The 22,655-nt window shown below is 64.2% G+C and carries 15 protein-coding genes; 9 read left to right on the top strand and 6 right to left on the bottom strand.

The annotated features are described in order from the left end of the window. Nucleotides 1–132: 132 nt before the first annotated feature. From ACFVSJ_RS14970 to ACFVSJ_RS14980, 3 genes are read right to left on the bottom strand one after another with little or no spacing between them, the layout of a single operon-like run. On the bottom strand, nucleotides 133–1,248 hold the full coding sequence (locus tag ACFVSJ_RS14970; RefSeq protein ID WP_387437653.1) for a M24 family metallopeptidase: 1,116 nt from the start codon (nucleotides 1,246–1,248) through the stop codon (nucleotides 133–135). Beyond that, nucleotides 1,245–3,290, bottom strand: coding sequence for a DUF6807 family protein (locus ACFVSJ_RS14975; protein WP_387437654.1), 2,046 nt, complete (start codon nucleotides 3,288–3,290; stop codon nucleotides 1,245–1,247). Before ACFVSJ_RS14975 ends, ACFVSJ_RS14970 begins: the two co-directional genes overlap by 4 nt. Continuing rightward, nucleotides 3,287–4,480: an acetylxylan esterase gene (locus ACFVSJ_RS14980; protein ID WP_387437656.1), complete on the bottom strand. Its 1,194-nt coding sequence runs from the start codon at nucleotides 4,478–4,480 to the stop codon at nucleotides 3,287–3,289. Before ACFVSJ_RS14980 ends, ACFVSJ_RS14975 begins: the two co-directional genes overlap by 4 nt. A 381-nt stretch (nucleotides 4,481–4,861) precedes the next feature. On the opposite strand from ACFVSJ_RS14980, the gene ACFVSJ_RS14985 reads away from it, so the two are divergent. The 3 genes from ACFVSJ_RS14985 to ACFVSJ_RS14995 all read left to right on the top strand — a co-directional run bounded on the left by ACFVSJ_RS14985 (nucleotide 4,862) and on the right by ACFVSJ_RS14995 (nucleotide 8,265). Then, on the top strand, nucleotides 4,862–5,806 hold the full coding sequence (locus ACFVSJ_RS14985) for a carbohydrate ABC transporter permease (protein ID WP_387437657.1): 945 nt from the start codon (nucleotides 4,862–4,864) through the stop codon (nucleotides 5,804–5,806). Then, nucleotides 5,799–6,731 carry a carbohydrate ABC transporter permease gene (locus ACFVSJ_RS14990; protein WP_387437658.1) on the top strand — a complete coding sequence of 311 codons (933 nt, stop codon included), beginning with the start codon at nucleotides 5,799–5,801 and terminating at the stop codon, nucleotides 6,729–6,731. The genes ACFVSJ_RS14985 and ACFVSJ_RS14990 overlap by 8 nt, the downstream gene beginning before the upstream one ends. 157 nt (nucleotides 6,732–6,888) lie before the next feature. Next, nucleotides 6,889–8,265 carry an ABC transporter substrate-binding protein gene (locus ACFVSJ_RS14995; RefSeq protein WP_387437659.1) on the top strand — a complete coding sequence of 459 codons (1,377 nt, stop codon included), beginning with the start codon at nucleotides 6,889–6,891 and terminating at the stop codon, nucleotides 8,263–8,265. 130 nt (nucleotides 8,266–8,395) lie between these two features. Here the strand turns inward: ACFVSJ_RS14995 and ACFVSJ_RS15000 are convergent, their stop codons facing one another. Beyond that, nucleotides 8,396–10,423 carry a beta-galactosidase gene (locus tag ACFVSJ_RS15000; RefSeq protein WP_387437660.1) on the bottom strand — a complete coding sequence of 676 codons (2,028 nt, stop codon included), beginning with the start codon at nucleotides 10,421–10,423 and terminating at the stop codon, nucleotides 8,396–8,398. 209 nt (nucleotides 10,424–10,632) lie between these two features. Between ACFVSJ_RS15000 and ACFVSJ_RS15005 the strand changes: the two genes are divergently transcribed. The 6 genes from ACFVSJ_RS15005 (at nucleotide 10,633) to ACFVSJ_RS15030 (ending at nucleotide 17,277) form a co-directional block, all read left to right on the top strand. Beyond that, nucleotides 10,633–11,919: an ABC transporter substrate-binding protein gene (locus tag ACFVSJ_RS15005; RefSeq protein ID WP_387437661.1), complete on the top strand. Its 1,287-nt coding sequence runs from the start codon at nucleotides 10,633–10,635 to the stop codon at nucleotides 11,917–11,919. A gap of 34 nt (nucleotides 11,920–11,953) precedes the next feature. Continuing rightward, nucleotides 11,954–12,907: a carbohydrate ABC transporter permease gene (locus tag ACFVSJ_RS15010; protein ID WP_387437662.1), complete on the top strand. Its 954-nt coding sequence runs from the start codon at nucleotides 11,954–11,956 to the stop codon at nucleotides 12,905–12,907. Next, complete coding sequence (locus ACFVSJ_RS15015; RefSeq protein ID WP_387437664.1) at nucleotides 12,904–13,818, top strand: carbohydrate ABC transporter permease; 915 nt, start codon at nucleotides 12,904–12,906, stop codon at nucleotides 13,816–13,818. The genes ACFVSJ_RS15010 and ACFVSJ_RS15015 overlap by 4 nt, the downstream gene beginning before the upstream one ends. A gap of 10 nt (nucleotides 13,819–13,828) precedes the next feature. Further along, nucleotides 13,829–14,488, top strand: a complete 660-nt coding sequence (locus ACFVSJ_RS15020) for a Poxvirus protein I5 (RefSeq protein WP_387437665.1) — start codon at nucleotides 13,829–13,831, stop codon at nucleotides 14,486–14,488. Between the two features lie 15 nt (nucleotides 14,489–14,503). Then, entirely contained in the window at nucleotides 14,504–15,829 is a 1,326-nt protein-coding gene (locus ACFVSJ_RS15025) for an MFS transporter (protein ID WP_387437667.1), read from the top strand. A gap of 146 nt (nucleotides 15,830–15,975) precedes the next feature. Continuing rightward, a complete protein-coding gene (locus ACFVSJ_RS15030; protein WP_387437668.1) occupies nucleotides 15,976–17,277 on the top strand; it encodes an ABC transporter substrate-binding protein in 1,302 nt (433 codons plus the stop codon). Between the two features lie 51 nt (nucleotides 17,278–17,328). On the opposite strand, the gene ACFVSJ_RS15035 is transcribed toward ACFVSJ_RS15030, so the two are convergent. Both ACFVSJ_RS15035 and ACFVSJ_RS15040 read right to left on the bottom strand, forming a co-directional pair. Beyond that, nucleotides 17,329–20,493: a family 78 glycoside hydrolase catalytic domain gene (locus ACFVSJ_RS15035; protein ID WP_387437669.1), complete on the bottom strand. Its 3,165-nt coding sequence runs from the start codon at nucleotides 20,491–20,493 to the stop codon at nucleotides 17,329–17,331. Beyond that, nucleotides 20,433–22,472 (bottom strand): DUF6807 family protein, encoded by a 2,040-nt coding sequence (locus ACFVSJ_RS15040; RefSeq protein WP_387437670.1) that lies wholly within the window; start codon nucleotides 22,470–22,472, stop codon nucleotides 20,433–20,435. The genes ACFVSJ_RS15035 and ACFVSJ_RS15040 overlap by 61 nt, the downstream gene beginning before the upstream one ends. Nucleotides 22,473–22,655 lie beyond the last annotated feature (183 nt).

Consider the following 22,655-nt stretch of genomic DNA (forward strand, 5'->3'; position numbering starts at 1 on the left):
TCGCATATTTTAAAATCCACCCGGGTTTTGACCCAACAAACCGCGCCAACCTGCGACCTACTTGGGCGGAGGACGCGGAAGGGGCGGGGGCACCATCACGGTGACCCCGCCCCTTTCTGCGTTCGCGCCGGTTTACGGACGCAGCGTCAGAGGACGACGGCGGCCGTCCACTTCCGTAGTAGGCCACCGCTCGTCGAGGGTCAGGATCTCCAGGCCGCCCTCCGTCAGCAGGACAGTGTCCTCGATCTTCACGCCGGGCCCGGACGGGTTCCATGTGAAGGGCTGGTTCAGCACGATGGTGTCCGTGACGTCGGCGGTGACCCGGGGATCACGCCCGGCATAACCGGCGGGACCGCCCTGGTGGTGCAGTTTCCACTGGTCCGTGCCGAAGCCGTGCCGCTCGTAAGCCGTCTGGATCTCCGTGAAGACGTCATTGAGGCGCGAGCCTGGAACCGTCGCACGGAAGATGTCCGCCTCAACAGCGGCGATGCGGGCCTCGGCGTCGAGCTCCTGGGAGGTGCCGGCGTCGAACGCTACCCAGCGGGTCACATTGGCAACCAGGCCGTCCCGCCGGGCGCACACCACAGCCATGGCGCGTCGACCAATCGGCGAGTGCGTAGCCAAGGGGTGGCGGAAGTCGCTCCGTCCCGAGCCGTTGCAGAGCAGGACCAGCGGCTCCGCCCCGACAGCAACGATCCGGGCAGCGAGTTCCGAAACCAGCTCAATCTCGGTGGTCGCCGGTGTTGCCACGCTCAGGACGTCGGTCATGGCTGCAGCCGCATCTGCGGACAGCTTGGCGTACCGTGCTGCTTCCGCAGGGAGCAGCTGCTGCCGGGCTGCACGGAGTTCGGTTGTCACCGCGGATTCGGGCAGCGGATCGCCGTCACTTGCCAGGGCTGCGGCCGTGGCCTGCAGGGGGCCGTGCCAGGGAACCGTGTGGAGGCTGACGCCCTGCGGCAATTCCTCGGCGGCAATGCGTCCGGCCTCATTGTTGAAGGTGACCAGGTGGTCGCCTTCGCGGTCGACGAGCAGGGCTGCGATGGGATCGCCCGCGAGGCTGATGTGCACGCGGCTTCCGTCCAGGTACCAGGTGAGCGCGGTGTGCGTGGTCAGCAGCAGCGAGTCGCGCCCGGCGGCATCGAGGATGTCCAGCACGCGGCGGCGTTTCACCGTGCGGTCGGCGGCGTTGCCGGGTGCGGTTCGGGGCGCGTTGCCGGCCAAGGAAGTGGTCTGTGCTGGAGCGGTCATGCCGATTCCCCCAAGGTTGAGATGAGTTGTTCAATGTCGTTGGTGGCCAGGAAACCGTCGACTATGAGGACGGTGACGGTGCGGCGGACAGGATTGCCTGGTTCTGCCGGGACCGGTGTGTCCCAGGCCAGGGAAAGACCGACGCCTGGGTAACCCGAATGCCTCACGAACCATGGGTCCGGGGCTTGGGGAGACGCCAGGAAAACGAGCGTCGCGGGATGGCCCAGACCGCCGGCTCCCGGCCCGCCGGGCGCCGTTCCGGCGTCGAACGTTCCAGACCACGCCAGCCAAGGCGCGACGCTCCCGTGTACCGCGTCTTCGCCGCGCGAGTCCCGGGTCCAGATGGTGGCGTCCTTGACCTTCGGCAACCGCCAGAAGAAGCCGCCGTAGCCGCCTTGTGGCCTGCCGTTCGAACCCGGGCTGCCCAGCAGCACGGTCCGTCCGGTGGCCGGCTCAAGCCTGAAGTCGAGGGTCAGCTTCCAGACGGAATGCCCGACGACGGACCACCGCCACTCGCGCTGTTCGCTGAGTATCCGCGTGCCGTCAGGACCGATCCAGCCGAGCTGTTCCACCCTTCTCCCGGCAAAGTGTTCGGCTTTTTCAAGGACGATGCGTCCGTGGTCCTTGCGCCAGACGTAGGCCCCGGCGTCGCGCGTGTAGGTGCGGCCACCCCAGAAGTTGATGCCGTCGACATCCTGCAAAGCGACGCCGGTGCCCAAGTGCCATACATGATCCTCGGGAACGTGATCCGTGACCACGGTTCCGGCCAGGGTCCGCACGGGGTGCAGGTAGGGCCGGGGCGATGACGTTGGCTTGACGCCGGAGCCGTCCTGGGCTGTGGCCACGACCGTCCCGGCAAGCTCCATCTCCGGCCTGCGGGGCTTGGACGCCCAAGGGGCTCCGAGCTCGGCGAACGTCGCTTGCCCCAAGGCAGCCCGCTGGATCCATGATTCGATGCCGTGCACTACGGCGTGTGCCTGGTCGCCTTCCCCCGCCCAACCCACGTGGTCGGGGCCGATGGGCTTCGGGTCCTCGGCCGTGCGGATTGCCTCGAGCACCGAAACGTAGGCGCCCGTGCTGCCGAGCGGGCTCAGGAGATCCTCCTCGGATTGCGCGGTGAGGAGGTTCTCCAGAAGGTCTGTCCTGCCGTGGCTTTCGCTCCTGGTCCCGTCCGGGGTTGTGATGTCCAGCCGGTCTTCGGTGTAGGAGAAAACCACCTGCCCCAACGTGCCGTAGACCGTGACCAGCGGGGCAGCCTGCACGGGGGCGCACAGGGTCAGCGCGCAGGTCAGGACAGTTCCCTCCGCGGTAGTTACCCGCACCACGGAGGTGTCATCGCTTTCCGTGTCATTGGCCCGGTAGAGGTCCGTGTCCACCTGCTCCACATCGGAGACGGTCCTGGCGCCCGCGAGCCGCAGGCCGGTTGCGACGGCGTGGGCCAAAGCGTTGGTTGCTACGCCGTCAACCACGTCCGTACCGTTCAGGCTCCGTTTGCCGGCCCAGCGGGATCGTGTGAAGTACGCCTTGGTGCGGAGCCATTGGCCGGTGGCGCTGATCCCGCGGAGCTCACCGATCCCGCCGGAGGCCAACAGATCCTGGATGGCCGGGATGGCGTGGGAACCAAGGCTCTGGAACCCTACCTGCACCAGTTTTCCCGCCTTCCGAGCGGCGGCCAGGACATCCTCGTACTGCGCCATGGAGGCTACCGGGGGCTTTTCCAAGTACACTTTGGCGCCCGCGGCAAGTGCGGCGAGGGCCAAGGGCGCGTGCGTCTGGATCGGCGTGGAAATGATGACCACGTCCGGGGCGTCTCCCGCAGCCAAGAGCTGGTCGAGGGAACCAAACACGGCAACATCGCCCGGGAGCTGGCCGTCCGCGGGCGGCAAGGGATCTGCGACGGCCACCAATTGGAGCTTCCTAGCGGATCCGAGCCGACGGAGGTTGTCCAGATGCCGTTCGCCGAAGCCGTGGACGCCAACCAATGCCACACGGGGCACGGCCGGTGGCAGCGTTGCGGTGTTCGTGGTTGCGGGCTGGGTCATGAGTCGGTCCTAGCTGAAGCTGTTGAGGGTTGTTCTGCCGCCAGGTGCGAGGCGAGGAAGTGTGCAGCCTCTTCCTGCATGGCCGGCGTGAAAACGTGTGGTTCGTCCCAGAAGCTGCCGGTGTACCTGCCCGGCGCCGTGGCGCTAAGGTGCGCATCGGCGTCGCGCATTCCGGCTTCCGGGAACAGCTCGTCGCGCAGGCCGTATTGCACCAGGACCGACTCGGCGCCGGAACGCGCCAGTACGTCCGGCCACTCACCCAACCTTGGGAGTCCCGAGGAGTGAAGGAGCCATGAGTGTGTGTCCAGATACGCGGGAAGCAACGAGTGGAAAGTGGTCATCATGCACGTCACCACGACGCTGCGGATCCGTGGGCTGAGGGCGGCGAGCACCATGGCCCGGCCACCGCCACCCGAAAACCCGATGCAACCCATCCGTCCGGCATCCACGCCGGGGAGCGAGGCCAGGACATCCAAGGCTGCGAGGTCATCGTGGGCCACAGTGCCGGCGACCGTTGAGCCAAGCAGGGTAGCCGCCTTCGCAACGGTTTCTTCGTGGGAGGCTGCCGCGGCGTTATAGCGGTCCGCTCCTGAAGGAACGACGCCGGCCTCCCGCCAGAGTGCTTCCTGCCCGGCAAGCGCGTGGGCGGTCCGGTAGGGCGGCGTGTCCAGGTGGAACCGCCGGCTGCCCCACATGAAGGCATCGTGGGCGAGGACTGCGAACCCTTGCCGGGCCAGCCACGTGGCCAACGGCCGCCCACCGTAGAGTTTTGCGCGCAAGCCAGGCGGCACGGGGCCGAACCCGGGATGGGAGTCTGTACCGGCGTCGTGCGCTGGCGCCCCAGCCGGGATCCCAACCAAACGCTCTGCCCCGTGTGACTTGATGCCGCCGTGGCAGTGCAAGGCGAGAATGCCGGGAAGTGGAGCGGTGGCGTTGGCGGGCCTGACCAACCAGGCCGACGTCCGGGGACCGAAGCCCGTTTGCCACGTCAGCTTGGACGTGACCACATTGTTGTCTTCGACTTCCCACTCCACCGAACACTCAGGATTCGGCGTGACGGCAGGAACACCGAGCGTTTCGGCGAGCAGCTTGGCTGCGGGGGAGCCGGGCACCTGGAAGTTGTTGGCCGCATGGGCGGGCCAATCTTCGTAGCCGGCAATCGCACTGGGGCGTGCCTGTCTCCCGGCCACGGCAGCGGTATCCTTGGCTGTTTTTGGGAACAAGTGAGTCCTGCTTTGCTGGGTTGGATAGGGTGCGCGGGACCGCACGCCGGACTACTTCAGCGTGCAGAAAATCCTGTGGAGCGCCTTCGTCAGAAAACGCTTTCTCAAAAATTAGCAAAAGGCTGTACATGGGTCAAGAAAACGTTTACTTTGGTACGGAGCCGCTGAACGCCGGGACCCGGATCCTGGAAAACCAGGGGGCTGCGCCGGAGCCCCCGGCGGACCCGGAAGGCAGTATTTCCCAGCACGAATTCCGTGGAAGGCCACGATGACCAAAGGAGACCACATGGCCGCACAGCATCACCCCGCAACGCCGCAGGGCGTCCGGGGTTACGCAGGGAGGACGCAATGAGCGCTATTGGCGAACTCTCCTCGATGACCCGCCGCAAAGGCCCCATGACCAAGGAGGAGAAGAAGGCAAACGGCCGCGACAACAAGGCCGCCTACATCTTCCTTCTCCCGTGGTTGATCGGCCTGGTGGTCATCACTGTGGGACCCATGTTGATGTCCCTGTACCTGTCCTTTACGGACTACAACCTCCTGCAGCCGCCGGAATGGGTTGGCCTGGACAACTTTGTCCGCATGTTCGGCGACGCCCGCCTGCACAACTCACTGCGTGTGACGTTCACGTACGTCCTGGTGGGTGTGCCACTGCAGCTGGCCGTGGCGCTCCTGATCGCGCTGGTCCTGGACAAGGGCCTTCGTGGACTTCCGTTCTACCGTTCCATCTTCTACTTGCCCTCGCTCCTGGGCGGTTCCGTGGCTGTTGCCATCCTCTGGAAGCAGATCTTTGGCACCACCGGCTTGGTCAACCAGGTGCTGGCCATGATCGGGATCGAAGGCCCGGGCTGGATCTCGGATCCGAACACCGCACTGGGCTCGATCATCCTGCTGCACGTGTGGACTTTCGGCAGCCCCATGATCATCTTCCTGGCCGGCCTGCGCCAGATCCCCAACATGTACTACGAAGCCGCTGAAGTCGATGGCGCCACCACGTTGCAGAAGTTCTGGCGGATCACCATCCCCATGCTGAGCCCCATCATCTTCTTCAACCTGGTCCTCCAGATCATCGGCTCGTTCCAGTCGTTCACGCAGGCGTTTATCGTCTCCGGTGGCAACGGCGGTCCGTCCGACTCCACCATGTTCTTCACGCTGTACCTGTACCAGAAGGGCTTTGGCCAGTTCGATATGGGTTACGCCTCAGCGATGGCCTGGTTCTTGTTGGTCATCATCGGTGCATTCACTGCCATTAACTTCATCGCTTCAAAGTATTGGGTGTTCTACGATGACTAAAACTCAGACCATGCCCGCCACTTCCGGCTCCACTGCCGACCAGCCGGGCAAGAGCCCGCGCCGCCGCGAATCCCGCGGATCCCTGGCTTTCAGCCGCAGCGCCCGCATCAAGGGACTCGTCAAGCACGCCATCCTGATCCTGGTGGGCGGAGTCATGATCTACCCGCTGCTGTGGATGGTGGTTTCCTCCCTGCGGCCGAACGACCTCATCTTCCGGGAACCCGGCCTCTGGCTGCAGAACCTGGAAATGAGCAACTACGCCGATGGCTGGTCCGCGCTGACTCACCCGTTCGGGCATTACATGATCAACTCCGCCATCGTGGTCCTGGGCTCCATCCTGGGAAACCTGATTTCCTGTTCCATGGCCGCCTACGCCTTCGCGCGGCTCCAGTTCTCGGGCAAGAAGCTGTTCTTCGGCATCATGCTGCTGACCATCATGCTGCCCTTCCACGTGGTGATCGTTCCCCAGTACATCCTGTTCTCCCAGATCGGTTGGGTGAACACCTTCTGGCCGTTGATCGTGCCCAAGCTCCTGGCCACGGATGCGTTCTTCGTGTTCCTTATGGTCCAGTTCATCCGTGGTATCCCGAAGGAACTTGATGAAGCAGCCCGCATTGACGGCGCCGGCCACCCCCGGATCTTCCTGCGGGTCATCCTGCCCCTGATGGTTCCGGCGCTGGCCACTACCACCATCTTCACGTTCATCTGGACCTGGAACGACTTCTTCGGTGCCCTGATCTACCTGACGGACCCGGACATGTTCACCGTCCCCGTCGCGCTGCGTGCCTTTGTTGACTCACAATCGGCCACCAGCTGGGGCTCCCTGTTCGCGATGTCCATCGTGTCGCTGTTCCCGGTGTTCCTGGTATTCCTGTTCGGCCAGCGGTTCCTCATCAAGGGCATCGCCACCACCGGCATCAAATAGGCCTCAAGGCGCCCCTGTTGAGGGGAGAGTCCCGCTCTCCCCTCAGGAACCCAGCCACAAATGAGACTTGTCACACAAGCTAGTGACTTGTATCATAAATTCAACGAGAAAACGTTTTCTCATTCGCATCAAGGATCAAAGAAGATCGGAGACTACAGTGCCGGTATTTCCCAAGGGTGAAGCAGTCGCCCACGCCGCAGCGTCGGAGGCGCGTGCGTCGGAACCCAAGGTCAAGCGGTCGAGGCGCAAGCTTCGCGCCTCGGCCATTATCGCAGCAACCGCAGCAGCCGTCCTGGCCCTGAGCGCCTGCGGCGGAGGGTCCGAGGCCAAGAGTGCTGACGGCAAGGTTGAGCTCCGCTTCTCCTGGTGGGGCGGCGACAAGCGCGCACAGCTGACCCAGGAAGCCATCAAGGCCTTCGAGGCCGAGAACCCCAACATCACCATCAAGGCCGAGTATGGCGACTGGTCCGGTTACTGGGACAAACTCGCCACCCAGGTGGCGGCCAACGACGCTCCGGACATCATCCAGATGGACGAGAAATACATCACCGAGTACTCCAGCCGCGGCGCCCTGCTGGACCTGTCCAAGTACCAGATTGACACCTCCAAGCTTGACGAAGCGGCACTGAACGCCGGCAAGGGTCCCAAGGGCCTGACCGGCATCGCCGCAGGCATCAATGCCGCCACCATCCTGGCTAACCCGGCAGTGTTCAAGGCTGCAGGCGTGGCCCTCCCTGACGACAAGACCTGGACCTGGGACGACTTCGAGCGGATTGCCGCCGAGGTCACCGCGAAGTCGCCGAAGGGCACGTACGGCGCTGCCGCCTACGGCACGGACGAGGCTTCACTCGGGGTCTGGCTGCGCCAGAACGGCAAGTCCCTCTACACCGATGACGGCAAGCTGGGCTTCGAGCCCTCCGACATCGCGGGCTACTGGGATTTCCTGAAGGAGCTGAGCGAGAAGAAGGCTGTCCCGTCGGCCTCCGAGATTGTGGAAGCCGAAGCCGCGCCGCTTGATCAAAGCGGCCTGGCTACCGGCAAGAACGGACTGGCCTTCTGGTGGTCCAACCAGCTGCCCGCCTTGGAAAAGGCTGCAGGTGGTGAGCTGCAGATCCTGCGCTTCCCGTCCAAGACCGGCAAGGCCTCGGACACCCAGCTTTGGTACAAGGCTTCCCAGTTCTGGTCCGCATCTTCGCGTACCAAGCACCCGGAAGAGACTGCCAAGTTCATCAACTTCCTGACCAACAACGTCAAGGCCGGCGAGATCCTCCTCGCTGACCGCGGCGTGTACCCGAACTCCGATGTCCGCGCAGCGATCCAGTCCAAGCTGGCCCCGGCCGACACCAAGGTGGTCACCTTCATCAGCGACATCCAGGGCGAACTCGGCAAGGCTCCGGCAGCCCCGCCGAAGGGTGCTGGCGCCATCCAGGAAATCGTGAAGCGCTACAGCTCGGAGGTCCTGTTCAACAGGCTCTCCACCCAGGAAGCAGGCAAGAAGGCCGTGGACGAAATGAAGTCCGCGATCGGCGCCTAGCCTTTATCGAATTACCCAAGCGCCCCGGGCGAATCGTGAATGATTCGTCCGGGGCGCTTTTGCGTGCCCCGCACCCAACTGGGTCGCAGATGAGGCCGTTCCCAGCGCTGGGAACGACCTGATCTGCGACTTACTTGGGTGGGTCTTCCGCGATGACGGCCACGGCTCCGGCGGGGACAACGCCACCGAAACGTTCGCCGCTAAGCAGTTCATCGCCGTCGGACTTCACTCTGGCGTCCTCGTGGCTGTGGTTGATGGCGAACAGGAAGCTTCGGCCGTCGGCGGAGCGGCGGCGGGAAAGTTCGACGCCGGAAGTCGCCTCGGCGACGGACTCCACCTTTGCGTCGTCCAGCAGTCGCGTGGTGAGTGCGTCGATTCCCTCGGAGTCCGGCAGGGTTGCCAAGTACCAGGCCGAGCCCGCTCCGGTGGCCCTCCGGGTGAGCGCGGGGACGCCGTCGAGTGGGTAGTGGGTGAAGGTGGACAGGACGTCGGTTCCGTCGAGGGCCTGAACGTTTTCGGCCCAAAGCGAGCCGGCAGTTCCATCGCTCAAGGTGACCGACATGCCGGGAAACAGCGGATGGAACTCCTCGGTCCGGATGCCCAGCAATTCCCGGAAAGCGCCGGGGTAGCCACCAAGCCGGACGTGGTCCCGTTCATCAACGATGCCGCTGAAATAGCTGACCAGCACAGTCGCGCCGTTCTCCGCAGCGGCCGCGATCGAGGCGGCTGCCTCATCCGTCACGGAGTACAGCGTGCAGACGAGGATGAGGTCATAACCCGCCAGATCGGCCGTGGGGTGGACGAAGTCGGCCGTGACGCCCCGCAGGTAGAGCGCACGGTGGAAGGCCCGCATGGTCTCGAGGTACTTCAGGCCTTGGCTTGGATGGGAGTCCAGTTCCGAAGCCCACCAGGCCTCGTAGTCGAACACCATGGCCACGCGGGACTCGACCCGCGAGCCCTTGACCGGTTCGAGTTTCGCGAGGGCCCCACCCAGCTCCACCACGTTGCGCCACACCTGGGTGTCACGGCCGCCATGGGGAACCATGGCCGAGTGGAACTTCTCGGACCCCGCCTTGCTTTGCCGCCATTGGAAGAACATCACCGCGTCGGCGCCACGGGCAACGTGGGCCAGTGAATTGCGCAGCATTTCGCCCGGCATCTTTGGTTGGTTGTATGGCTGCCAGTTGACGGCCGACGTCGAGTGTTCCATGAGGATCCAAGGCTCTCCGCCTGCGACGCCGCGGGTCAGGTCGGCGCTGAAGGCGAGCTCGATTTCACGCTCGGGATCGGCAGCCACCAGGTAGTGGTCGTTGGCGATCACGTCCATGTCCTTGGCCCAGTCGAAGTAGTCCAGGGTCTTGGTTGCGCTGGAGACCATGAAGTTGGTGGTGGCCGGGACCCCGGGAGTCACTTCGCGGAGCACGGCCAACAGTTCGCGGTAGTAGTCCATGAAGGCCCATGAGTTGAACCGGGCGAAGTCCAGTTGCTGGCCGGGGTTGAGGGTGGTGGGCGCCAATCCTGGCGGGATGATCTCTTCGAAGGAGGCGTAATGCTGCGACCAGAACGCAGTTCCCCACGCCTCGTTCAGGCCATCAATGGAGCCGTAGCGCCGTTCGAGCCAGCGACGGAAGGCGGCGGCATCCTCCTCGCCGTAGAACTCTCCCACGTGGCAGCCGAGTTCGTTGTCCACGTGCCACAACGCCAGCGCGGGGTGGTCCTTGTAGCGTTCGGCGATGACCCGGGTCATGGCCGTGGCGTACCTGCGGTACACCGACGACGAGGGCGAGTAGTGCCTTCGCGAGCCACGTTCCAGCCGGGTTCCTTGAGCCGTGACCGGGAGGATTTCCGGATGCTTGCGGGCAAGCCAGGCCGGCGGTGAAGCTGTGGCGGTTGCCAAGGCTACTTTGATGCCGGCTCCGTGGAGGTTGTCCAAGACGTCATCGAGCCAGCCGAAATCGTAGTTCCCTTCGCTCGGTTCCAGGAGCCCCCAGGAGAAGATCGCGACGCTCAGCAGGTTGACGCCGGCTTCCTTCATGAGTCCGATGTCCTCAAGACGGATGTCTTCCGGCCATTGTTCGGGGTTGTAGTCGCCGCCGTAGGCGATGCCGGGCACGCTGTCCCACACGGATGGACCGCGTGGGGTTTCAGTGGTGGACAAGGGGACTCCTTTGTCTGGTTGGCCGTTCTGGATGACTGCTGGTGTGGACATGGTATGGCCGGAAGCTGCGAAAGCATGTTCTTGGAAAACGCTTGCCCAGATTCCCGAATGGGGATATTGTATCGATTCAGAACGAGTGTAAGCGAGATCACTGCCACGTTGTAATGATCACAAAATGGGGCTTGCACCAACTGAGCAAGGAGGCTCTCATGATCAACAGAAGGAATTTCCTCACCACGGTAGCCTTGGGCACGGCGTCGGCCGCGTTCCTGTCCGCTTGTGGCCAGTCTTCGTCCTCCGGGCAGACCGGTTCGGCCCAAAATCCAGTCACCATCACCTACACGTGGTGGGGCAACGACGACCGTGCAGAGCGCACCCGCAAGGCCATTGCACTCTTCGAGTCCAAGAACCCCGACATCAAGGTGAACGGCAACTTCACCGACTTCGCCGGCTATTGGCAGAAGCGGGCTACGGAAGCTGCCGGTGGCGGCCTTCCGGACGTCATGCAATGGGACCTTTCCTACCTGCGGGACTACGGCCAGCGCAACCAGCTCCTGGACCTCGGCAGCGTGAAGATCAACACCGAGGCCTTCGACAAATCACTCCTTCCTTCCGGACAGATCAGGGGCAAGCAGTTCGGCATCCCCACCAGCACCAACGCCTTCGCTGTTTACTACGACCCCGCCAAGCTCAAGACCCTGGGTATCGCTGAGCCGGACGGCAGCTGGAACTACAAGGAATTCAATGCCTTCCTCAGCGAAGTTGGCTCCAAGGGCAACGGCACGCTCTTCGGCGGCACCGACTACACGGGTGTGTGGTGGATGTTCAACATCTGGCTGCGGCAAAACAACATCAAGGCCTTTACCGACGAGGGCAAGCTGGGCTTCTCCAAGGACGACCTGAAGAAGTGGTGGAACCAGGCCGGAAGCCTTCGCAGCACCGGGGCAATCGTTGGTGAGGACAAAGTCACCCAGCTGCTGCCCAAGTCCCCGTTCGGTTCCAACGTCACAGCCACGGAAGTCACGTGGGACAACTTCATGGCCGGCTACCTCGCGGACAGTGGCGCCAAGGAGCTCAAGCTCGTCCCGGTTCCCTCGGACGATCCGGACAACCTCGGCCTGTTCCTGAAGCCCTCCATGCTCATGGTGGCCAGCGCCAAGACCAAGTACAAGGACGCAGCTGCCCGCTTCATCGACTTCATGGTCAACGACCCCGAGGTTGGCCAGATCTTCAAGACCTCCCGTGGTGTTCCGGCCTCCAAGACCCAGCGCGACGGCACCACCTTCGAAGGTACCGACAAGCTCGTGGTGGATTACGAGAAGTCGATCGAGAAGTACCTCAAGGACGCTCCCGAGCCGCCCATCGTCGGCTTCGGCACCTTGGAGGCCTCCTTCAAGCGCATCAGTTCCGAACTCAACTACGGCAAGCAGACCGTGGACAGCGCGGCTGACGCGTGGTTCAAGGAAGCCGAAGACCTCATCAAGCAGAACGCCTGAACCTCGGGTTCCCTGACAAAGACGGACTCTCAAAGTGACTCAAAGCCCAACCCTGAGCAGGCGTTCCCGGACGTCCGCTACTCCGCAGCCGCGCACGTCGCGGCGGCGGGGTGCGGATGCCCGCGCCGGCTACACGTTCCTGCTGCCCTGGCTGCTGGGATTCATCGCCCTGACCGTGGGCCCGATGATCTCCTCGCTGTACCTGTCCTTCACCAACTACAACCTCTTTGAAGCCCCCAAGTGGATCGGCCTGGACAACTACACCACCTTGTTCCAGGACGAACGGTTCCTGCAATCGGTGGGCGTGACCTTGAGTTACGTGGTCTTCGGTACCCCGCTGAAGCTTGCTGCGGCCCTGGCCGTGGCCATGTTGCTCAACAGCAAGCGCAAGGGCCAAGGCTTCTACCGGTCGGCGTTCTATGCGCCCTCGCTGATCGGTGCCAGCGTTTCCATCGCGATCGTGTGGAAGGCAATGTTTGGCGATTCGGGTCCGGTGGACCAGGGCCTGTCCTTCTTCGGCATCAACCTCGGCGGCTGGGTAGGCAACCCGTCCATGACCATGCCCATGATGATCCTGCTGACCGTATGGCAGTTCGGTGCGCCGATGGTGATCTTCCTGGCGGGCCTGAAGCAGATCCCCGCCGACCTCTACGAGGCCGCTTCCATGGACGGTGCCGGACCGGTCCGGAAGTTCTTTAACATCACCTGGCCCATGCTCTCCCCGGTGATCTTCTTCAACCTGCTCATGGAAACCATCCACGCTTTCCAGATCTTCGCCTCGGCCTACATCATTTCCAACGGTGAAGGCGGTCCTGCAGGATCCACCCTCTTCTACACCCTCTACCTGTACCTGCGTGGTTTCAGCGATTTCCGGATGGGTTACGCCTCGGCAATGGCCTGGCTCCTGGTGATCGTGGTCGGCGTGATCACGCTGATCTTCTTCAAGACCTCCAAGTCCTGGGTCCACTACAGCGGTGATTCGAAATGACAACCATGGCAACCCCCAAACAGTCCGCACCGGTTCAGGTACCGGCGTACAACCCGAAAGCCGAATCCGGAACGGCCAAGAGGATCAAGAGCCTCATCTTCCACGTCGTTGCCCTGGCGCTGGTGGGAATCGTGCTCTACCCCGCGTTGTGGATGATGGCCTCGTCCTTCAAACCGAACTCGGAAATCGGCGGCGGCAACACCTCGCTGTGGTCGGCCAACTTCAGCTTCGACAACTTCGTCACCGCCATGGACGGTATCGGCGGGGTGTCCACGCTGACGTTCTTCACCAACTCGCTGATCCTTGCGGTGGGCGCGGTGGTGGGCACGGTGTTGTCGGCGTCCATCTCGGCGTATGCCTTCGCGCGGATCAACTTCCCCGGCCGCGGCCTGTTCTTCGGCATGATGATCGCCACCCTGCTCCTGCCGTTCCACGTGGTGATCATCCCGCAATACATCATCTTCCAGCAGCTTGGCTTGGTGGACACCTATGTTCCGTTGCTGATCGGAAAGTTCCTCGCCGCCGACGCGTTCTTCGTGTTCCTCATGGTCCAGTTCATGCGCGGCCTCCCGGCTGAGCTGGACGAAGCAGCCCGCATCGACGGCGCCGGACACGTGCGGATCTTCGGTTCCATCATGCTTCCACTGATGAAGCCGGCCCTGATCTCCACCTCGATCTTCTCCTTCATCTGGAGCTGGAACGACTTCCTGGGCCCGCTGCTTTACCTGAACACCCCGGAGAAATACCCGTTGCCGCTGGCGCTTCGCCTCTTCGTGGACCAGACCCAGAGCTCGGACTACGGCGCCATGATCGCCATGTCCGTCCTTGCGTTGCTGCCCGTGCTGGTCTTCTTCCTGGTGTTCCAGCGCTACATCGTCGAAGGCGTTTCGACCCAAGGCCTCAAGGGTTAAGGAAAGAACAATGAGCATCATGGACACCACGGGAAAGTCCCCGGACAAGCCGGGCATTCCGGTCAACCGTTTCGCCCTGTTCTCCGAAACAATCCTAACGGGCGTCATCGTGCTCCTGTTGTCCCTGCCGTTGGTGACGGCGCCGGCTGCCTATGCCGCCGGCGTCGCACATCTGGAACGGCACCTCAGCGGCAGGGACGACTCCCTCAAAACCCTTTGGGGCACCTTCCGGCGGGCGCTGCCGGGCAGTTGGAAGTTTGGAATCACGACGGCGGCAGCCGCCGTCGTGGTTGTCCTTAACCTGTTGCTCGCTCTGGTGGGTCAACTGCCGGGGCGGGCAGTCATCCTCCCGGCAACCGTTGTGCTGGCGGCCGGGGCCGCGGTGCTGCTCTTGCGCACGTGCGGCAACTGGAGCGGCGTTGCCTGGGATCCGGAGGCCGGCGATGAGGTGGACCCCTCCGGTCCCGTACGCTGGGCCGCTGCCTACGCCCATGCCAAGAACGATTCCCTGCGGGACTGGAGCGGCTCACTCCTGCTGCTGGCGGCCCTCGGCATGGCGGCGGTCTTCGTGTGGATGCTCCAGGCCTTGTTCGTCGTCATACCCGGCGCCCTGATCCTCGCTGTGGCCGCCATCAAGATCCGTTCACACAACATCGAATCGCACAGATAAGAGCTGACCGCCCCCGTGTCACCGCGCCCGTTCTCCCCGCGCCCCAAAACTGACCAGCCTTCCCTTCGGAATCCATCCGCTCCCAACCCCGAAACATGGCATTACCCCCTGCGCCACCACAACTACCGGATTTTCATCGCCCTGACCCTGGCAAGCAGCGGGGGCGTGTGGATGCAGCGGCTGGCCCAGGACTGGCTGGTGCTGCAACTGACCGGCAGCCCAGCTGCGGTGGGCGTGGCAGTCGCCCTGCAGTTCCTTCCGATGTTGGTGGTGGGACCCCTCAGCGGAGTGCTGGTGGATATCTTCCCGAAGCGCCGGATCCTCTTGGTGTGCCATTCCGTGGCCGCGGTGCTTGCAGCGGGCCTCGCGGTCTGGAACGCCACGGGTGGAAGCGATGTGTGGGTCGTCTACGCAAGTTGCATCGCACTCGGCGTGACCAGCGCAATCGACGGTCCGGCCCGGCAAGTATTCGTCAACGAGGTGGTGGGGGACAGGGGCCTTCCTGCGGCCATCGGCCTCAACAGTGCCATCGGTCAGTTGGGAGCCATGGTGGGACCTGCGCTCGCAGGAATCGTCATAGCCAAGGCAGGGCCGGCCGCTGCGTTTGCCGGCAATGCTGTGGTGGGAGTTGGTGTGTTGGTCATGATCGCCGCGATTCGGCCCAGCGAACTCCACCACGCCCCGGAGCACTCGGCGGCTGGTGGCCGTCGTGGCCAAATCCTGGCCGGTTTCCGTTTTGTGCGGGTCCGTCCGCCGCTCCTGCTCACCATGCTCCTGGCCGGACTCCTGGGGGCCTTCGGCATGAACGGTCCGGTGGTCCTGGCTGCCTTCGCTGACAGGGTTTGGCACAGCGGTCCCACGGGTTTCGGGCTCTTCAATACGGTCAGTGCCTTGGGCGCTCTCGCCGGGGCACTGTTGGCTTCCCGGATTAAGCGATTTGGCAGGAAAGGGATCGTAGCCAGTGCTGGGCTGTTCGGCCTGAGCCAACTGCTCGCGGCGTTGATGCCGACGCAGGAATCGTTCGTGGTGCTGCTGGTGGTGGTGGGTTTCATGACCCTCATGTTCCTCACCAGCGCTGCGACGGCGGTGCAACTGGAAGCAGGGGCCCATGTCCGCGGCCGCGTGCTGGCTTTGTACCTTCCATTGCTCCTCGGTGGACATGCCTTGGGCGGCCTGCTTGCGGGCTGGCTGACGGAGGAGTTCGGGGTCCGCGCGGGCTTGGTGGCCACTGGCGGGCTGGGCATGGTTTCGGCGGCTGTGATCGGGTTGCTCCTGTACCTGAGTTCCGGGAAATCGCGGACGTTGCGGAAGCCGCGGAAGTCGCAGCCTTCCGCGGACTGAGAGCCTTTGATCATTTGTGAACACGCTGCCGCCCCAAACTCACAAAAAATACCTTGACTTGTGACGTAACGCACACCTACGCTGAGAAAGCGTTTTCTCCGACGCGCATCTGCAAGACTCACCTGCGTTCAAGACAAGGACTCCAGATGTCGATTCGTGCACGAAAATCTTTCACAGGCCTGTCCATCAAGGCCGCCGCAGCCGCGGCAGCAGTAGCCATAACAATGACCGGTTGTGGCGGCTCACCCCAGGCGGCGTCGGATGGGACCGTCACCCTGCGCTTCAGTTGGTGGGGCTCCGATGTCCGCCACAAGATGACCCAGAAGCTTATTGATGCCTTCGAAGCCAAGAACCCCAACATCAAGATCAAGGGCGAATACGGCGACTGGTCCGGCTATTGGGACAAGCTCGCCACACAGGTCGCTTCGCAGGACGCACCGGACATTATCCAGATGGACGCGGCCTACCTCGGTGAATACGCCGGGCGCGGAGCTTTGCTGGAATTGAAGGACGTGGACCAATCCAAGTTCGATCAGGCCGTGGCGGACGCCGGCAAAGTGGACGGTAAGCAGTACGCCATCACCGCTGGCGTAAACGCGCAGGTGGTCCTGGCCAATCCGTCCTTGCTGTCGGCCAGCGGAGTCACGCTCCCTGACGACAAGACCTGGACGTGGGACGAGTACAGCAAGACCGCCGCTGACATCACGTCGAAGAGCAAGGACGGCGTGTATGGATCCGGAGCGGTCACAGGCGACGCACCCATGAACCTTTGGTTCCGCCAGCACGGCAAGAAGCTCTTCGCCGACGATGGCACGTTTGGCTTCGACGAGAACGATTTGAAGGGCTGGTACGAATACCAAGCCAAGCTCAGGGACTCCAAAGCCGTGCCTCCGGCCTCCGTGATGACGGAGGACGTGACGGCATCCGTGGACCAGCAGGGCCTGGCAACCAACCGCTTCGCCCTGGCGTGGTACTGGTCCAACCAGCTCCCTGCCTTGAGCAAGGCTTCCGGCCAGGCACTGGAGATCCACCGGCCGCCGAGCACGGATGGTTCCGCTGCGGATGCCCAGCAGTATTACAAGTCGTCCCAGTTCTGGTCCGCCAGTTCGCGCACCAAGCACCCGGCCGAAGTGCAGAAGTTCATCGACTTCCTCTCCAACAGCGTTGAAGCGGGCGAAATCGCGCTGGCAGACCGCGGCATCCCGGGCAACTCCGAAGTACGTGCGGCAATCACCCCGAAACTCACGCCAGAAGACGCCGCCACCGCCAAGTTCATCGACGAGATCTCCGCCGAATTGGGCGATGCCGTTCCAGTTCCGCCGGCCGGTTCAAGCTCGGTCATGGAGGTACTGGGACGCTACGGCATGGAGGTCCATTTCAACCGGCTTTCGCCGGAGGAAGCGGCCAAGAAGGCGTACCCCGAGGCGAAGAGCCAATTGCGTAACTGAGATCCTCCGCGAGATGGCAGTTAATGCCAATCCCTGCCGGGAACATTGGCATTAAGTGCCATCTCGCGGGAGCTTGACCTCTGCTGTGACACCCGCCGGAACGGAGTACTCCAACTCCACACCGTCGGGTGTTCGGCGCCAGGCAACGGAAATCGGACCGCGCTGGGTGGGGATGGTGCCTTGGGCCGCTTCCAGCCGGCACGCCGGGGGCTGAATCACGACGGCGGCAGCCCCCGGTTCCGTAATGCGGACACCGAGGAGGTACTCGAAGATCTCCCGTACCACAGACGCCGACCAAGCATGCGACTGGCTGTAGTCGGTGCCTTCCACGAGGTCCCACGCTTCCCACGTGAAGGACGCTCCGGCTTCCAGTTGCCGGGCCCATCCCGGTTGCGTGGCATCCGTGAGGAGCGTCAGGACATCGTCCACTCGGCCCTCGGCCAGCAGCGCCCGGAATAAGCGGTGCACTGTCATGGGGCCCTGGCGCATGCCCATTCCCGCAAGGCGTTCGGCATCTTTGGCGGAGTGCTCTGATGGTGTGATGCCCAACGACAACGGGAACGACGTCGCGTGCTGGGAGGCATTCAGGCTGGGACGCCCATCGGCGTGCAAACCGTCCACCATGACGCCATCCACCCGCAGCCTCGCTGCGATGCGGTCCGCCAAAGCGGCAGCCGCGGCAGCGAACCGCGCCCAGTCCTGCGGGCGTCCGGCGTCGGCGCACAGTCGGCTGACGACGTCGAGCACTGACCAGGCCTGTGCGTTCACGGTGGTCCGTGCGGCGCAATCCATGTCGTAACCGAACCGTCCGGGCGCCGGCCAGTCCACGATGCCATGCAGGTAGGGGCCCGAACCGCCACCCAGGTTGGTGACCAGGCCGGCCGTTGGCCCGTCGTCAGGGATGTGGCGGAGGACGTACTCTGCCGTATCCATCAGGCAGGGGAGCAGTTCGGCCACCAGCGCGTCATCGCCGCTGTTCCGGTGGTAGTCCTCAACCCACTCCGGCATCATGAGCGAGAAATCCGGGATGTCGCGCTTCCCGTCGCCGTTCGGGTACACGGCGTTGTAGCGGCCACGCTCCTCCGCGGCGTCCCAGTAGCGGGCCGCCGACGCAGCGAATTCACGCAGAGCCTTGGCCGTGAACTGCCGTTCTCCGAACAACGCCATGGTGGCGTAGGAAATGTTCGCAGCGTCCGCCAGGAACTGTCCCTTCTCGCGGGTGGGAGTGTCCACGAACTGCTCCTGCACGCCATACAAGGCCGAGTCCCGAAGCAAGGAGAAGACCTGGTCCAGCACGGGATCCGAACTGCTGAAGGTCGCCTCGTCGGGGTGTTCGGCATGAACTGCGACGGCGGCTACGCGCCCAAGCTCAGAAACCTCCAGGCCCGGGAATTCCAAGTAACGGAAGCCAAGGTGGACGGCGGCCTCGTACTGCTGCGGCCCATCGAGCTGCGTATAGGGGAACGACATGTCCGTGTTTTGGCTGGCGGTCTTGCCGGTGTTGACGCGCCCGTTGCCGAGCAAGGTGTATCCGGCGCGCATCCGGACGGTTCGGCCGCGTCGCCCGTTGCGGAAGTCCACCAGTGGACGGCCGGGCAGGACCCTGCCGAAGTCCGCCACGGGCGTACCGTCTGCTGCCGTGAGGATTTCGACGGCGGACACCTCCCGCCGTGCCACGGACGTGTGGTTGGCTTGCAGCGAAGGGAAGTCAGGAACGGGGTGCTTGCCCAGCGACTGCGCGGGAGTCCACTCCTCCGGCGCCGGCCAGGCCGTAGCGTCCAGATGTTCGATCTGATCGCCTTCGTCGTTGCGGTAGCCGCCCTGCCTGTAGGGGCCTTCGGCGAGCAACCACTCGGGGCCGGTCCCAAAGACGTCCCGGGTGCCGTCGTCGTAATCAACCGTCAACTGGGCCAGCAACCCGGGGCGACCCGCGGCGCGGCCCTGGCCAGGGCCATACCAGTGGGCCAGGGCGTCGACGGTCACGGAGCTGGCTTCCTGGAGGGCTTCCGTGACGTCGGCGGCATCGTAAGACTGCTCGCCCGGATAGCCGAAGTTGGTGGTTTCGAGGCAGGTTTTGCCGTTGATGGAGAACCGGGCGTGATGGCTGGCGGCCGCATACAGCCGGGCGCGGGTAACCCTGCCCTTTAGCGGGAGGGTTGCCTTCGCGAGGGTCCACTCATCCGGCTGCCGGTGGGGCGCGGTGAAGTCCCATCCATCAAGGGCATCCGTTTCCGCGAAATCCGAGGCCAGCAGGGGGATGCCGCCTGAGGTCACGGCCAGTGAACGGTATTCCGCCTGGCTGCGTGGTGCTTGATGGAAGGCCAGGCCTGTCCCGTCTCCCGTGCGTCTGGGCACGTTCGCAGTGAGCGCCTCGGTGCCATCGACGACGACGACGATCCGCTCGCCGTCGTCGGTAACGGTGAGGTCCTGCCAGCCATCGGCGGGAACGCTGCCCGCCCGCGAGGCTGCCGTGTTGTCGAATCCCCGCGTCTCGGCGAGGGGGTCCGTGTGCGGCGCGTTTGCGGCACCGATCTCCCAGAACGGGGCCCGCCGAAGGAGGGCGGCACCGTAGGGCTTGATCTCAAGGAGCAAACCCTGGCCCGCGCCATCGCTTCGAAGGAGGATTCCTGCCGTGCCCAGGCGCAGCCGGAATTGTGCGGTGATGCGCAGCGGACCGGCGGCGGAAACCGGCCACGGGAGGCGAGGGCTGCCGCTCACGCGCAGGAAGCCGTCCATGAGCTGCAGGGCTGCCCGGCCACCCGGTGCCCGGTGGATCCACTCCGCGTCCCAGGCGTTGTCGGCTCCGGCGCCCAGGCCCGTGCTGAACTGCGCCGGCCGACTGGGCTCCCCAATCACACCGGCAGCGCTGGTTAGCTGCACTGTCCAGTGAAAATCGCGGTCCGGTAGCAGGCCAGGCCCTGTGTAGGGGATGTGGTGTTGCTGAGTGGACGGGATTGTGCCCGAGTCCCAGAGCTCTGAACCTGCGCTGTCAGAGATCCTGATCCGGTAGGCGGCCTGCGTTGACTGTGCTGCGCTCGCGTCCGGCGTTGCTTCCAGTCGCCAGCCGAAGGTCGGGTGCGCGGGAGCGGTGAGGCATCGGAGAAGGCCCTGGGTGCTGAGATGGGTGGCTTTCAATCCGGCGGGGGAGACCGGGTTCACCGTGCAGCCACCAGACCCTCGATCTCCGCTGTGTCCAGCATTCCATCGCTGATCCATGCACTAACTGTCCGGCTCAGCGTTTCGCCTTGCTTGAGTTCCACCGGCGCATCCCAAGCGAGGGCAGATCCGACGGCCGGGTATCCGTCCAGGCGTACGAACCACGGATCGGCCGACTCCGGCGGGGCCCCGAACACCAAGGTGGCAGGTCCGCCGTCGAACTCTCCTGCCCAGGCCAGCCACGGCGACACCGAGCCGTGCACGGCAGGCTCGCCCTCAGCTGTGGAGGAGAAGACGCGCGGTGAGCCATTGACGGGCAGCCGCCAGAAGAATCCGCCATAGCCGCTGCCTGCGGCGCCGTGCGAACCAGGGCTCCCCAGCGTGGCATCGACGACGGCGGTCAGTTCCGTCCGGAGATCCAGGCGCCACGTGCGTTGGTCAACCGACGAACGGAGAAGAGTGCGCCGTTCGGTGAGCAGCGCGGTTCCGTCCGCACCGATCCACCCAAGGTTCAGCTTTGTGGAGTCCTGCCCGCGGTCGATGCTCTGCATGTCCATCCGACCGTGGTCCTGGAGGTCCACGTACTTTCCTGCACTGCGACGATAACTGCGTCCGCCCCAGAAGTTGCTGCCGTTGACGTCCTGCAGCGCGAAGCCGGCGCCCAAATGCCACGCGTGGTCGATGGGCAGATGATCCGTCACGACGATTCCCAACTGCGTGGAGACCGGGTGGAGGTAGGGGCGGGGGGACAGGCCGTGGTCCAAGGCCGCGCCGGTGCGCAGCGTGGTGTTTGAGCCCTGCGTGGACCCGGTCGCTGCTTCGAACAGCGGTTCGGCGCCGGAGGAGTCCCGGGTGGCCCACGGAAGGCCAAGCTCAGAGAACGTGGCGTTCGCCTTGGTGGCGCGCTCCAGGGTTTCCTCGATCCCGGGAATCACTGCGTGGGCTTGCTCGTCCTTACCCACCCAGTTGACCGCAGATTGCGGGATGGCCGTGGGAGCCTCGGCAGTGCGGATGGCCTCAAGGACCCGCATGAAGGCGCCACTGTGGTCCAGCGGGCTCAGCAGCGGAGTGCCGTCGGACAGATGCTGGAGCAGGTTTTCCGTCAGGTCGTCGCGGCCGAAGGTGTGCGTGGTTTCGCCGGCGTCCGTTGTCACCGTGACGCGGTCCTCGGTGTAGTGGAACACCGCCGTTCCCGCACTGCCGTGCAGGGTGATGTACGGTTCCACGGACTCACTGGCACAAAGAGTAAGGGCGCACGTGATGGTCAGCCCGTCCGCGGTGCGCAGCCGGATCACGGAGGTATCGTCCGATTCGATGTCGTTGGCCCGGTAGAGGTCCGTGTCCACGGATACCAGGTCGGTTGCTTCGCGGGCCCCGGCGATCCGGAGCGCGGTGGCGATGGCGTGGGCCAGCGGGTTGGTGGCTACGCCATCCACCACATCGACGCCGTCCATGCTCCGCTTCCCGGCCCAACGTGATCGTTTGTAGTAGGCGCGGTCCCGTACCCAGCGGCCGGTGGCGGAAATGCTCTTGAGCCTGCCGATGGTGGGAAGCTCAGCCGTCGCTTCACCGTTTGCGAGGTGCTCGAGGGCCTCCAGGGCGTGGGACCCAAGGCTTTGGAAACCGATCTGGACGCTGCGGCCAGCCTTGCGGGCCGCTCCTTGGAGTTGGAGGAAATCCTTCATGGACGCGACAGGCGGCTTCTCCAAGTAGAGGTCCGCCGACGACGCCAGGACGGACAATGCCAGCGGAGCGTGGGTCTGGATGGGGGTGGCCACAATGATGACGTCCGGGCGGTGGTTTCCGGCGAGGAGTGAAGCGAGGTCCGTGTGCACGGCGGTGGTGTCCGGCAGCGCGCCGGGAGCAGGCGGGTTGGGGTCGGCCACGGCCACGAGTTGCACCAGTCCCTCTGCGGACAGCCGGTTCAGGTTACCCAGATGGTGGAGGCCGAAGCCATGGACACCCACCAGTGCGATGCGGGCAGGGGCCGTCTTCGACCCTGCTGAACCGGTGCTCGACTCGATGGATGGTGTGTCCATGGATGCTCCCTCTGGTGAGTGCTGCGATCTGGGGCTGTGACGAAGGCGTCGACGCCTTCGTCACAGTATTTCCGGTGTCCGGATGTTCGGGCCAGTGGTTGCCGGGTGCGGACTGGCAAGCGCTTTCCCAAAAGTCCTGCAGCCAGTGTAGCGCGGACCACGCCGGAATGTAACGATTCAAGT

Origin of the sequence: Paenarthrobacter sp. NPDC058040 (genome assembly GCF_042885775.1) — a bacterium.
GTDB lineage: Bacteria > Actinomycetota > Actinomycetes > Actinomycetales > Micrococcaceae > Arthrobacter.

What these genes read in the sequence shown, in the direction of transcription:
- ACFVSJ_RS15020 (WP_387437665.1), top strand. Translation starts at nt 13,829, where the DNA reads ATGAGCATCATGGACACCACGGGAAAGTCCCCGGACAAGCCGGGCATT.
- ACFVSJ_RS14975 (WP_387437654.1), bottom strand. Translation starts at nt 3,290, where the DNA reads ATGACCCAGCCCGCAACCACGAACACCGCAACGCTGCCACCGGCCGTG.
- ACFVSJ_RS15015 (WP_387437664.1), top strand. Translation starts at nt 12,904, where the DNA reads ATGACAACCATGGCAACCCCCAAACAGTCCGCACCGGTTCAGGTACCG.
- ACFVSJ_RS15040 (WP_387437670.1), bottom strand. Translation starts at nt 22,472, where the DNA reads ATGGACACACCATCCATCGAGTCGAGCACCGGTTCAGCAGGGTCGAAG.
- ACFVSJ_RS14990 (WP_387437658.1), top strand. Translation starts at nt 5,799, where the DNA reads ATGACTAAAACTCAGACCATGCCCGCCACTTCCGGCTCCACTGCCGAC.
- ACFVSJ_RS15030 (WP_387437668.1), top strand. Translation starts at nt 15,976, where the DNA reads ATGTCGATTCGTGCACGAAAATCTTTCACAGGCCTGTCCATCAAGGCC.
- ACFVSJ_RS14970 (WP_387437653.1), bottom strand. Translation starts at nt 1,248, where the DNA reads ATGACCGCTCCAGCACAGACCACTTCCTTGGCCGGCAACGCGCCCCGA.
- ACFVSJ_RS15035 (WP_387437669.1), bottom strand. Translation starts at nt 20,493, where the DNA reads ATGGATCAGCGATGGAATGCTGGACACAGCGGAGATCGAGGGTCTGGT.
- ACFVSJ_RS14985 (WP_387437657.1), top strand. Translation starts at nt 4,862, where the DNA reads ATGAGCGCTATTGGCGAACTCTCCTCGATGACCCGCCGCAAAGGCCCC.
- ACFVSJ_RS15005 (WP_387437661.1), top strand. Translation starts at nt 10,633, where the DNA reads ATGATCAACAGAAGGAATTTCCTCACCACGGTAGCCTTGGGCACGGCG.